Below are 12324 nucleotides of genomic sequence, written 5' to 3' on the forward strand. Positions count from 1 at the left end.
GCAGGTTCGCTATGGAAATCAGAAACCTGGCTATTGCCATCGTGGTGGCTCATTGCCAAGGAGACTTGGACAAGCTCTTTAAAACATAAAAAGTGGTCAGAATTTCTTCCGACCACTCCTGGGGCCAAAACGGCCCCTCTCTTTTTATAAGCATCAACCTGTTTGCGGGAAAACCCTCCTCCTAGCCGCCTATACTGGCAGGAGCAAAAAAACTCCCTTGCCACTTGGGGAGCCGGGCTGAAGTGAGGGGAAAGTATTTGGGCAGGTAGCCGTAATGCAAACCCTCCTCCTAGCCTCCTCCCAAAGGGAGGAGGGACATAAAAAATTGCCTTAATGATGTTCCGAATTCGAAGTTGATGGAGCAGGAAAAGTATAAAATCTGCCTGTTATTTACGGGAGTTCCCCTCCTGTTTTCAGGAGGGGTTAGGGGAGGTAAATTTTTACTTATCGCGCTGCGCACAGGTGAACTGCAACCAAGGTTATCATCCGTTAGGAACTGCAGAGTTACCAGCCCCATTGGCTATATAAAACGCTTGAGCCAAACTAACCCAATGCACTCCCAAAGTATACTTTACGCTATTTTCAGAACAATTTTCCCGAACTGCTTGCCAGCCTCTATGTAACGCATGGCTTCTTCTGCTTTCTCCAAGGGGTACACAATATTCACCACCGGGCGGATGCCTTTTTCATCCACGAGCTTCACCATTTGTGCGAAGTCTTGTGCGGTGCCCATGGTGCTCCCGTATATGGCCAGTTGTTTCCAAAAAATCTCGGCTGGGTTCAGCTTTCCGATCATGCCGGTGGTACCGCCATACATCCCGATACGTCCGCCGGGTTTTGCCAACTTTACCAGTTGCACAAAGCCTTCTCCGGCTGCGCCGTCTATTATAACATCAAAGCCGCCGACCAAGGCCTTTAGCTCTTTGCCCCACTGTTCTTTTTTGTAATTGGTGCCGCCTGTTGCACCCAGGTCTTTTGCCAGGCCAATTTTTGCATCCGACCCGGAAGTTACCCATACTTCGGCGCCGGCGGCTACGGCAAACTGAATGGCGAAAAGGGCCACGCCCCCGCCTGCGCCTGTCACCAACACCCGTTCCCCCTCCTGCAGCTGGCACTTCGTGAACAGGGTTCGGTAAGCCGTTACGCCTCCCAAAGGCAAGGCGGCAGCCTCCTCGAAACTCAAGTGTCCCGGTTTCTGATGCAGATTTGCTGCCTGCACTTTCACATACTCGGCAAAAGCCCCGTCTGCAGGCATTCCCAGCACTTTATACGCTACCGCATGCGCCCGCGGGTTGTTTCCCCAATCAGTTGACGGATCAACGATCACCTCCTGCCCTAGCCAGTTAGCATCAACGCCTTCCCCTACCTCTGTCACGATACCTGCGCAGTCGGAGCCAAGTATGGCCGGATATTCTTTCGTAAAATACTTGCCCTGCTGTATCCACACATCGCGGTGGTTCAGGGCGGCGGCTTTTACTTGCACAATGGCTTGGCCGGGGCCTGCTGTCGGTTGCTCTTTCTCTATCAGTGTAAAAGGTTTGCCTATGTCTTCCAGGTATATCGCTTTCATCAGGTTGTGGTTAAGAGCGCATGTTTACAATTTGACTTTCGGAAGCGAAACTTAAACATGTCCTCAGGTTCTGTGTTCGGTGCAAATTTACTATTTACGGACAAAGTATCAGGTTGCATTGGCAATTTGTGTAGCAGGTTTTAACTTGCACGCACAGCAGCCCGCTATACCCCATGACGCCTAGAACTTTTATACGCACTGCATCCCTGGCAGATATCCCGACCATTGTAGCATTGGCAGAGGCCACTTGGTCGCCTACATATAGCAGCATTCTGGCCAAAGAGCAGGTAGATTTTATGTTTGGGGTAATTTATACACCGGAGGCACTGCGACGGCAACTGCAGGAGGGACAAACTTTCCTGCTCCTTTATGAGAACGGCCAGCCCGTTGGGTTTGCCTCCTACTCTCTGAAAGAGCAGCAGGAGAAAATATTCAAATTAAATAAGATTTACCTGTTGCCCGATTGCCAGGGGAAAGGCTTGGGTAAGATGCTTTTAGCTGCCGCTGAGAACGCGGTAAAAGAAATGGGCGCCACCATGCTGGACCTGAACGTGAACCGCTACAACAAGGCCAGGGATTTTTACGAGCGATGCGGATACCAGGTGCACCAGGAGGAAGACATTGCCATTGGCCCTTACTGGATGAACGACTACGTGATGCGTAAAAAGCTTTAAATGAAAAAGGGGCAGCCATTGATTGGCTACCCCCTCTATTCACTATCCTTTAAAGGTAAGGTTATTTGTGTGCGATTGCATCTGGGTTACCATCCGGATCGCCAATTGCATAACCGCTTGTAGTAACACTGCCTAACAGCAACAATCCCGCAACGTGCGGGGAAGCCATAGAAGTACCGCTTATCGTGTTATAGCCGCCATCTTTCCAGGTAGACTGGATGCTAACCCCAGGAGCAGCAAAATCTACAGGAGGGTTACCGAAGTTTGAGAAATAGGCAAACTTGTCGTTCACATCAATAGCTGAAATTGTATAAATATTAGTACCATTGATATGGGCAGGAGAAGAATTGTTAGCATCCGTACTCTCGTTACCTGCTGCAAGTGCAAACTTCACCACAGAAGAACCTGCCAGGATGGCATCATCCAGTGCTTTGGAAATAGGTCCGCCTAAGCTCATGTTGGCCACATCCCCAGCTTTACCGTTGGCTGCCACGTAATCTACGCCGGCAATTACAGTAGAGTAAGCACCGCTTCCGCGTGAATCAAGCACTTTAACCGCTACTACTGTAGCACCTGCTGCCACACCTACAACGCCGATAGAGTTGTTGATCGCTGCAATTGTGCCCGCTACGTGCGAACCGTGTCCGTTTCCATCATCTGCAGAACTGGCATCTCTGCCAGTCGTAAACATGGTTCTGCTTCTGGCCACGTCCACGTTCAGGTCTGGGTGATCCAGATCGATGCCTGTGTCAATGATCCAGGCAGTTTTGCCCACGCCGTCTGTAGCCCCGCCAATTCTGGTAATGCCCCAAGGCGTTGTTTGGGCGGTTGGCGTACCACCACCTGAACCTGGCTTGCCAAGCGACACCACTCTATCCTGCTCAATATAAGCAACCCGTGGGTCCTTGCGAAGCACTTCTACCTCACTTGGCGTTAAGCTGGCTACAATACCGCTAATCGCTTTACCGTAAGCCTGGTCAATCACAACGTTCTTTACGCCATTGGATTGCAGTATTTCATGGCCAGCATTACGGGCCGCGTCCACGCGCTGCTCATATGTTGCATTCGGATCCATACGAAGGGTTTCGTTTTTGTGGAACACAACGATGTACTTGCCATTAATTAAGGCACCGTTCTGATTGTTAGCTTCAACTTCCTGCTGTGGGCTTGTAACTTCTGCGCCTTCCTGGTCGCAAGCTGTAAAAGTACAGGCTGCTGTTGCCATGGCTGCACCGAAAAGGATAGAGCGCATTGTGCCTCGGAAATGTAAAGGGTTTCTCATACTGTTTAAGGTGTTAAGGTTAAATAAAAGAGTGTATTAAATAAGTGACGTCATCTCTAAAGTATATATTCCAGATTTTATATGCAACATAAAAAGTGCTTTTTTATGTTAAAAATGCCCTCAGTTACGCTAGGCTAAAATTATATTTTTTCAGTGTTGCAACACCTAAAGGCCATTTTACGCAGTTCTACGCAATCTCCACTAACAGAAGACCTTAATTTTATTTGTGTAACATGCAGCTCGTGTTACACAGTAAAAGCCATTACGTTAAACCGGTTTAAAAAAGATACGTTCTGATCAAAATTCAACGATTATTACAACAAAAATAAATATATTTATATGAACACTTTCGCATAAAGTGCGCTTCACAGATAAGATTTCTTCGTAGCTTGGTAAAACAAAAAATCAGACAAAATGAAAAAACGACATCCCCTCATTTTCGTGGCTTGCCTCCTTCTGACCGCCGGATATCTAGTGGCACTAACCTCCTGCAACCAAGCCGGGCCGGAGCAGGAAGAGACCAACAGCGCCACCGAAGCGGAGCAGACGCTCAATCCGCTTACCTCCGAAACCACCGTAGCGGTGCTTACGGCTTACGAAAAGCAAAACCCGGACAGCATTGCTGTGATCAGCACACGCCTCGGCGACATTAAAGTACGCCTTTACCAGGATACGCCGCTGCACCGCGCCAACTTTGTACGGCTTGCCAAGGCAGGTTTTTACGATGAGGGGGAGTTTTACAGGGTAGTGAAGGGCTTTGCCATACAGGGTGGCGACTCAGATAACCGCGAGATGAAGAATGGGGCCTACAAGATACCGCAGGAAACGAATCCCAGACATATCCACAAAAAAGGCGCGCTTGCCATGGCCCGCTATGGTGACGAGCGTAACCCCGACAAAGAGTCATCCTCGCATAACTTTTACATTGTGCTCGGTGAGCCTGTACCGGAGGCTGAACTAAGGGCCTATGAGGCGCAGCACGGCATACAGTACACGCCCGCGCAAATTGAAACCTATAAAACCGTGGGCGGCGAGCCGGGCCTGGATACGGAATACACCGTGTTTGGCGAAGTGATAGCGGGGATGGATGTGGTGGAGAAGATTGCACAGGAACCTGTAGACGGCCAGAAATGGCCTAAGGAACTGGTAAAGCACACTATTAAAGTAACTAATAAGTAGGTATCTCCTATCTTAAAAACAGGAAGGGGCAGCTATTACAGCTGCCCCTTCCTGTTTTTAAGATAGGTATTTACCAGATCTTTATTCTGTTTGCGTCAGCTTTAAACATCGGATCGTTCTGCTCACACCCGAAGGCTTTGTAAAACTGAGGCATGTTAGATACCGGTCCGTTGGTTCTGAAGCGACCCGGAGAGTGGGGGTCAGTCAGGATCTGCCTGTTCAGGTACTCGTCGCGGGCATTGGCTCGCCAGATCTGCGCCCAGGCCAGGAAGAAGCGCTGCTCTGGCGTAAAGCCGGCAATCTTACCCGGGTTGTTTTTTTGCAGCGCCTTCTGAAGCGCGGTATAGGCAATGTTTAAGCCCCCGATGTCCGCGATGTTCTCCCCCATCGTCAGGTTGCCGTTTACGTGCAGGTTGTCCAGCACGGTGTACTGGTTGTACTGGTCGGCCACTGCGTTGGCGCGGGTGGTAAATTTATCCAGGTCTTCTTTAGACCACCAGTCTTTCAGGTTTCCCTCATAGTCATACTTGGCGCCCTGGTCGTCGAAGCCATGGGTGAGCTCATGCCCGATCACGGCACCCATTCCGCCGTAATTCACCGCGTCGTCAGCCTCCGGATCGAAAAAGGGAGGCTGCAGGATTCCGGCCGGGAACACGATCTCGTTCATAGACGGATTGTAGTAAGCGTTTACGGTAGGCGGCGACATAAACCACTCCGACCTGTCGATGGGCTGTCCGATCTTGCCAATATTATCCCGAAACGCATACTGGCTGGCGCGCATCACATTGGCAGCGTAGGAATCGCGTGTAATATCCAGGCCTTTGTAATCTTTCCACTTATCCGGATACCCGATCTTGGTCTCGAAGGCCTGGAGTTTCTGGAGCGCCTGCTTTTTTGTATCCTCACTCATCCAGTCCAGGCCCTGCACATGTTCTCTGAAAGCCTCCTGCAGGTTCTCTACCATGGTCATGGCCTTCTGCTTGGCTTCCGGCGAAAAAGCTTTCTGCACATAGAGCTGGCCAAGGGCCTCGCCCAGCGCGGCATCTGTGGTGCGGAGCGTGCGTTTCCAGCGCGGCTGCATTTCCGTGGCTCCGGTCAGGGTTCTGCCATAGAAGTTAAAGTTCTCCTGCACAAAGTCCTGACTTAAATAAGGCGCCATGGTGCGGGCCAGGTGCCATTTGGTATAAGTTTTCCAGTCGTTTAGCGGTTTATTTTTCAGCATGCCGTTCAGTTCCTTAAAAAAAGCCGGCTGCCCCACAATTATCTCTTTGGCCGCCTGTGCCCCCATGTCGGTCAGCATTTCCGTCACTTTCAGGTTAGGGTTCTGTTTTGCAAAGTCCTGAATCGTCATCTTGTTGTAGTTGGCGTAGGGGTCGCGCAGGTCCACGCGCGCTTTCGATGCCTTGGCCAGCTTCATCTCAATGTCCATCACCGTCCGGGCCTTCTTCTGGGCCGTGGTGGCATCGTCTCCGAGCAGCTGGAATGTATTTGCTATGTGGGCCAGGTACGCTTTCCTGATATTTTTTGAGCGGTCATCATCCTTTAAATAATAGTCCCGGTCGGGCAAACCTAAGCCCCCCTGCCCAGCCTGCAAGGCATATTGGGTACTGATCTTATCATCCTGGGCTACATACAGGCTAAAGAAACCACTGATCCCCTTTGCCTTCAGGTCGGCCACTGTCTGCGAGAGCTGCGCCGTGTTTTTTATGTTCGAGATACGGTCAAGCTCCGGTTTGATGGGTGTGATGCCCGCTTTGTCTGCTGCCACAGAGTCAAGGCCTACTGCATAAAAGTCGCCCACCAGCTGTGCCGCTGATCCCTTCGCAGCCGATGTGTTGGAGGCCGCCTCGTTGAGCAGCTGCCGCAACACGGCGTTGTTCTTTTCGGCCAGTTCGTTAAAAGAGCCCCAGCGGCTTTCGGAAGCCGGCACCGGATTGCTCTTCAGCCAGCCGCCATTTGCATACTCGTAAAAATCCTCGCAAGGATTTACGGTGGTGTCCAGATTTGCCACCTCCAGGCCATGGCCCATGTTCATGGCAGGCTCTTCGGAGGTTGCTGCTGCATCTGTTTCAGTTGCGGTGGTGGCGGTGGTACCCGTGCTACAACCCGTTAGCAGTAGACCTGCGGATAACGCTGCAGCAGAAAACAAGTATGTTCTTTTCATAAAGTTGATTTTTGTTAATTCCGACTAGTTGCGAGATGTTTGGATGTAAGTCCTCATTTCAGTATAGAGCTTAACATTGGTATTCCTTAGCCTTATACTGAACACGGCCCCGCATGTTGCACCACACCTATCAGCAGCTATTGGGCAGGGCTGAAACCGCTATTTACCTACCAGCCAATGATAGAGCTGCACCAGGGTATGCTGCGGCACGCCCAGGCGGTAAAGCCCGTAGATCAGAAAATAACCGGCCTGCAGTTTATACTTTCCGATCTGCTGATACTTCCTGGCCGAGGTCACTACCTGCTGCCGCAGCACAATGAAAGGGGCTTTTTCGCGCAGGCGCCCAATGATCTCCTGGTCCTCCAGCAAAAGCAGCTGCGCGTTAAATTTTCCGGCTTGCTCAAACAGGGTTCTTTTTACAAACAGGCTCTGGTCTCCAAACCGAAATGCACCCAGGCTAAACCGGGTGAACCAGGCGTTTAAGGCTAAGAACCAATGCGGGTCATCAAACCTCAGCCTGAAGCAGCCGCTCCCAAACTTATTATCCAAAGCATGTTGTATCTGCTGCTCAAACTGCTCAGGCGGATAAGTATCCGCATGCAAAAAGTATAAAACATCGCCCTTTGCCATAGCTGCCCCGGCATTCATCTGCGTTGCTCTGCCCCTTTTGTCACTCAGCAACACGCAGGCCCCTGCCGCTTTGGCTATCGCTGTAGTGCCATCGGTGCTCCCCCCATCGGCCACAATAATTTCTGTGTGCTTGCCTGCATGCAACCGCAGGTAAGTAACCAGTTTACCGATGCCAGCCGCTTCGTTATAAGTTGGTATAATGATGCTGAGTTTCAAATATGCGTGGCTAAGGGGTATTTGGTGTAGAAAGAATGGATCAACGATTCATACGAAGGTTCTAAAAAAGGGATGGTTTTGGGCAGGTAACTGCTCTACCTTAGCTGTGCGGGGTTCGCCAGTTTTGCCAGCACTTTAGCCCAGTGGCCCTCATTGCAATACCAGTGCAAAATACTTATATTTGTTCTGCCCAAGGTGCCTGATCAACCAGATGAAAATAATAAAAGAACTACGCTCCTCTACAAACAAACTGTACCTCACCATTTATTTTGATGAGCAGGAAAAATGGGTAGACAGTAACTGGTGCGGCTACGTTACACCAGAGAATGTGAAGCAAGGCTCCCTGGCGGTGCTGGATGCCCTTATCAAGTATAAGTCACCCTGTTACCTGAACAACAACACCGACCTGGTAGGCACCTGGGACCAGGCAGTTGAATGGATTGAGCAGGTATGGACTCCCCGTGCCGTGGCGGCGGGCTTACGCTTTTTTGCGCACGTCGTAAACGAAGAAGCTTTTGCTGCCGCCTCTGCCGCTGACATGTTGCGACGCGTAAGCGGCCAGTTTACCATGCAAATATTTAACAACAGGCAGGATGCCCAACTCTGGTTGCAGTCTTGTATGCTGGTAACCCAGTAAGTTTAACATCCCAAAATTTCACTTCCTGCTCCTGGTTTTAGGCTTTTAAGTCAAATAAAACCGTACAAACCTACATGAGCAAAAGTTTTAACACCCCGGACAAAGTCATTTATGTCTGCACCGGTAGTAAATGCAAGAAAAAGGGCGGCAAGGAAAACGGGAAGATCCTGCGTAACCTCATTAAAGATGCTGGTCTGAAAGGACAGGTGGAAATAGTGAAGACAGAATGCACCGATCGCTGCGACTATGCCCCCGTCATGTGTTTTCAGCCTGATAACCACTGGATGCAGCACGTAACCGAAACACAGGCCAGGAAGGCGTTCGAGGAGCATGTCCTGCACAAAGGCACGGAAGAATAAGCCACAAAAAAAGGCCTTTGGATGATCTCCAATGGCCTTTTTGCTTTATTTTGTACTAGCGTGCTTATTCATACTTTTTCTCATACGTAATTTTTGGCACGCGCTTGTCAATCTCGTACAAGCCAGTGCCTTCCTCGCCAATCACCTCAAAAAGCTCCAGGGCGCGGCGGGCCACATACTCCTCCTCGATCTGCTCTTTCAGAAACCACTGTAAAAACGAAAACGTTACGTAGTCTTTTGCTTTCTGGCACTTGTCCGCCATGCGGTTAAACGACTGCGTAACGGCGATCTCCTGCTGCAGCGCCTGTTCAAACACGTTCCTGAACGATTCGAACTCTACCTGCATGCTGGCTACATCCGGCGAAATGGCGCGGCCGCCCATATCTGACACAAACTTAAAAAGGCGCAGCATGTGCTCCCGCTCCTCATCCGACTGATTCTTAAAATAGCCGGCACTATAGTCAAAGCCATTCCGGTCGCACCAGCTACTCATAGACAGGTACATGGCTGACGCATCGGCCTCCATTTTTATCTGGTCGTTTAATATCTTCTCAATCTCCTCGGTAAGGGATGTTCTTAATCTTAATAGATCCTTCATAAAGTAAAAGGCGTTTAATGTGTTAATTTTGGCAGGGAAGTATAATCATGTTCCCTTTAATAAGTACCCTTAATTCAATTTTTAGTTGTTGGTAACACAGGCCCGCAGTAAATATGGAAGGAATCTAAATAGAAAAAGCACGGGCTGACCCGTGCTTTGCCTGATACCCGGAAAAAATTTGAGGCTATGCTACCTGCGCACTTAGGCAGGCTTGCAGCATGCTGTTGAGCTCCATCCGGAACAGGGCCTGCCCCAGTAACTCTTTTAATGCATGGATCTCGGTGCTGGTCAGCACAAAGCAACGCTCGCAGCCACATACCACAATGATCTCAAGGTCGCTGGAACGCGAAGTGCAGGTTACCATCCCCTCCAGGTCGATGCTGTCAACTGCATTTTTTAACCGCAAAAACGCTTCCACCTTCAATACCGTTGATGCGCCCAGAAATTGCACTACCACGCGGTTTCGCTTGTCGCATTGATATACAGCGCCTGCCGCTGAAGTATAAATTTCGCTCAATTGAATCGTAGTCTGCATCTTATCTGTTAAATTCGCTGTGGTGGCTGTACAGCAATGCAAAGCTACGCACTATTTAGAATCAGTCCAAATACAAATACATACTTTCTTAAACTCCCTCCGCATGAACGACAAACAGCAACTGGAAAAAGTGAACCTGGCCGACAAGTTCAGCCACATAAACGACCATTGGAACCCACGCATCGCCGGCGAGCTGAACGGACAGCAGGTAAAGCTGGCTAAGTTTATGGGTCCTTTTGAGTGGCACCACCACGAACACGAGGATGAGTTTTTTCTGGTGGTAAAAGGCCAGTTTGAAATGCACCTGCGCGACAAGGTGATCACCCTAAACCCTGGAGAGTTTCTGGTGGTGCCAAAGGGCGTGGAGCACAAGCCTGTGGCCCACCAGGAGGCTGAGGTGTTGATGTTTGAGCCTGCCGGCACCGTGAACACCGGCAACCTGGAGAACAGCGCACGCACCCGCAAAGACCTGGAGAGGCTCTAAAGGGCTTATATTTTATACTTTATACTTTCCCTTCCGCTACTTTGGGTGCCTTAACAAGGGTGGTTTTCAGGTTGAGGCGCACCAGGTCGCCCATGCACTTGCACTTCAGAAACTCATCCGACTGATGGTGCTGGGCCAGTTCCTGCTTCAGCTGCTCCACCTTTTCCGGAGTCGAGATGGTGTCGCTGCGCATGGTGTCTATCAGGTCTTTTAGGCGGTAACGCTCCGATTTAAGCCGGCGGAACATGAGGGTGCGCTCCTCGTTCTGGTACTGCTTTACCACATCGGGTTTCAGCAGGTCCATCACCAGGTCCACGATCACGTTGTTGTCTTTAAAGAACTGCGGCAGGTACATGGTCTTCTTGCCCTCGTAAGACTGCTGATCGAAGTCGATGGGGCGCACGCGGTATTGCTCGTCCTCGAAATCGGGCGTAACATCTACCACATAGTTATAGGAGCGCATGTCGCCGAGCAGGCGCACAAAGCAGCGTTCGTTAAACTTAACGAACTCTTTGGCAATACGCACCTTGTTGGCCACGGCCCTGTTCACGTAATCTTTTATAAAAACATCGCCCGGAATGCCGGCAATATGCTCTTCTATCAGCGAGTTGCCATCTACAAAGTAATTGATGCGGCTCGGCGACAGCACATGTTCCAGCTCCAGCCCATAAATGCGCGAGGCATCGGCCTTCTTCACATAAAAGTAGTCGTAGTTGTCGTTGAGCTGGTTCATGATCTGCACCCGAAACGGGTTGGAGTTGCCAAAGGTGCAGTAATCAATGCGCGACACGTACAGGTGCTCCATCACCGACATATCGCCATCCGTTTTAAGCAAGGCGTAGATCCTGGTGAGGCCACGGTTCAGCTCCTGCTGGGCATGCTGTTCGTACATCACCGACTCCCAAAGCGTGTCGTGCCCCTGCTTGTCATAGTAAGGAAAAGAGTCGGAGTAGTGCAGCAGGTCCTCGTAATGCACCGGCAACTGCGTTTCGCGGTCGTAGTGGTGCATGTATTTGCGCAACCGCTCAGACACAGCGTAGAAGAGCTTTTTTTTAGAGATGTACACGGGATTTTCTGAAGTTAAAGCGTTAAGGGTTTCTGGGCCCGGGCGTTTAGTTGTACTTATCTATCGGATGGATGTTGCCCAAGCGTAAACTGACCTGCCGCTACGCATCCGAAAGTATTTTTCACCTACCAGGTATACGCGTTATTCAAGGCAAGCCGCCACACTGCTCAGTTTTCCAGCAGGTTGTTTTGGTTGAGTACCTGCAGCACCTCGTTTTTATAAAAGCGCCCAATCGGGATCTCGGCTTTGCCAATGTCTACGGCGGTGGCAGAAAAAGCCTGTATTTTATCCAGGGCCACGATAAAGGAGCGGTGAATGCGCAGGAATTTATCTGCCGGCAGCTTCTCCTCTAAAAACGATATTTTCTGATACGATATGATTTCCTTCTGATCGGTTTTTACCCGGATGTAGTCTTTCAGGCTTTCGATGTACAGGATATCCGAAAGCAGCACCTTCACCATTTTCTTGTCCGCTTTCAGGTAAATAAAAGCCTCATTATAAGGGGCAGCAGGCAGCAAAGGCGCGTGTAAGGGCGGGTTAACCGCAGCCGCTGTTTTTGCTTCGGCAGCGTTCACTTTCGACACGGCCTTCAGGAACCGCTCAAAGGCAATGGGCTTCAGGAGGTAATCCACGGCATTCAACTCAAAACCCTCCACGGCATAATCGCGGTAGGCGGTGGTAAAGATTACCTTTGGCGGGTTTGCCAGCGACTTCAGAAAATCGATCCCCGTTAGCTTAGGCATTTGAATATCCAGGAAAAGCAGGTCGATGTGCTCTTCCTGCAGGCAGGAATAAGCTTCCACGGCATTGCTGCAGCGGCACACCAGTTCCAGGTTTTCCAGCCGCCCGACAAACGTTTCCAGCACATCCAGTGCCAGCGGCTCATCATCCACAATCATGCAGCGCAATTTCATAATTTAAGTTTAGACG

The 12324-nt window shown here is 50.3% G+C and carries 13 protein-coding genes; 5 read left to right on the plus strand and 8 right to left on the minus strand.

Annotated features, from left to right (window positions below; genetic code table 11):
- Nucleotides 1–571: 571 nt before the first annotated feature.
- Entirely contained in the window at nucleotides 572–1570 is a 999-nt protein-coding gene (locus AC4BAN_RS16595; protein WP_490565537.1) for a quinone oxidoreductase family protein, read from the minus strand.
- Between the two features lie 173 nt (nucleotides 1571–1743).
- On the opposite strand from AC4BAN_RS16595, the gene AC4BAN_RS16600 reads away from it, so the two are divergent.
- Nucleotides 1744–2244, plus strand: a complete 501-nt coding sequence (locus AC4BAN_RS16600; protein ID WP_490565538.1) for a GNAT family N-acetyltransferase — start codon at nucleotides 1744–1746, stop codon at nucleotides 2242–2244.
- Nucleotides 2245–2305: 61 nt separating this feature from the next.
- Here AC4BAN_RS16600 and AC4BAN_RS16605 read toward each other — a convergent pair whose 3' ends face one another.
- The gene (locus AC4BAN_RS16605; protein WP_490565539.1) at nucleotides 2306–3526 is read right to left on the minus strand and encodes a S8 family serine peptidase; all 1221 of its coding nucleotides are present in this window, start codon (nucleotides 3524–3526) and stop codon (nucleotides 2306–2308) included.
- Nucleotides 3527–3940: 414 nt separating this feature from the next.
- On the opposite strand from AC4BAN_RS16605, the gene AC4BAN_RS16610 reads away from it, so the two are divergent.
- Nucleotides 3941–4705: a peptidylprolyl isomerase gene (locus AC4BAN_RS16610; protein WP_490565540.1), complete on the plus strand. Its 765-nt coding sequence runs from the start codon at nucleotides 3941–3943 to the stop codon at nucleotides 4703–4705.
- A 70-nt stretch (nucleotides 4706–4775) separates the two neighbouring features.
- Here the strand turns inward: AC4BAN_RS16610 and AC4BAN_RS16615 are convergent, their stop codons facing one another.
- Both AC4BAN_RS16615 and AC4BAN_RS16620 read right to left on the minus strand, forming a co-directional pair.
- Nucleotides 4776–6869 (minus strand): M13 family metallopeptidase, encoded by a 2094-nt coding sequence (locus AC4BAN_RS16615; protein WP_490565541.1) that lies wholly within the window; start codon nucleotides 6867–6869, stop codon nucleotides 4776–4778.
- Between the two features lie 159 nt (nucleotides 6870–7028).
- Nucleotides 7029–7715: a TIGR04283 family arsenosugar biosynthesis glycosyltransferase gene (locus AC4BAN_RS16620; protein ID WP_490565542.1), complete on the minus strand. Its 687-nt coding sequence runs from the start codon at nucleotides 7713–7715 to the stop codon at nucleotides 7029–7031.
- A gap of 211 nt (nucleotides 7716–7926) precedes the next feature.
- Between AC4BAN_RS16620 and AC4BAN_RS16625 the strand changes: the two genes are divergently transcribed.
- Together AC4BAN_RS16625 and AC4BAN_RS16630 are read left to right on the plus strand one after the other, a co-directional pair.
- Complete coding sequence (locus tag AC4BAN_RS16625) at nucleotides 7927–8352, plus strand: hypothetical protein (RefSeq protein ID WP_490565543.1); 426 nt, start codon at nucleotides 7927–7929, stop codon at nucleotides 8350–8352.
- Between the two features lie 74 nt (nucleotides 8353–8426).
- Nucleotides 8427–8711, plus strand: coding sequence for an NAD(P)H-dependent oxidoreductase subunit E (locus AC4BAN_RS16630; protein WP_490565544.1), 285 nt, complete (start codon nucleotides 8427–8429; stop codon nucleotides 8709–8711).
- A gap of 64 nt (nucleotides 8712–8775) precedes the next feature.
- Here AC4BAN_RS16630 and AC4BAN_RS16635 read toward each other — a convergent pair whose 3' ends face one another.
- Together AC4BAN_RS16635 and AC4BAN_RS16640 are read right to left on the minus strand one after the other, a co-directional pair.
- The gene (locus tag AC4BAN_RS16635) at nucleotides 8776–9309 is read right to left on the minus strand and encodes a ferritin (protein ID WP_490565545.1); all 534 of its coding nucleotides are present in this window, start codon (nucleotides 9307–9309) and stop codon (nucleotides 8776–8778) included.
- A gap of 184 nt (nucleotides 9310–9493) precedes the next feature.
- Nucleotides 9494–9844, minus strand: coding sequence for a hypothetical protein (locus AC4BAN_RS16640; protein ID WP_490565546.1), 351 nt, complete (start codon nucleotides 9842–9844; stop codon nucleotides 9494–9496).
- 103 nt (nucleotides 9845–9947) lie between these two features.
- Between AC4BAN_RS16640 and AC4BAN_RS16645 the strand changes: the two genes are divergently transcribed.
- Entirely contained in the window at nucleotides 9948–10328 is a 381-nt protein-coding gene (locus tag AC4BAN_RS16645) for a cupin domain-containing protein (protein WP_490565547.1), read from the plus strand.
- A 19-nt stretch (nucleotides 10329–10347) separates the two neighbouring features.
- On the opposite strand, the gene AC4BAN_RS16650 is transcribed toward AC4BAN_RS16645, so the two are convergent.
- Both AC4BAN_RS16650 and AC4BAN_RS16655 read right to left on the minus strand, forming a co-directional pair.
- The gene (locus AC4BAN_RS16650) at nucleotides 10348–11337 is read right to left on the minus strand and encodes a hypothetical protein (RefSeq protein ID WP_490565586.1); all 990 of its coding nucleotides are present in this window, start codon (nucleotides 11335–11337) and stop codon (nucleotides 10348–10350) included.
- Between the two features lie 224 nt (nucleotides 11338–11561).
- The gene (locus AC4BAN_RS16655) at nucleotides 11562–12308 is read right to left on the minus strand and encodes a LytR/AlgR family response regulator transcription factor (RefSeq protein WP_490565548.1); all 747 of its coding nucleotides are present in this window, start codon (nucleotides 12306–12308) and stop codon (nucleotides 11562–11564) included.
- Between the last annotated feature and the right edge of the window lie 16 nt (nucleotides 12309–12324).

This window comes from Pontibacter sp. GD13 (assembly GCF_058216355.1).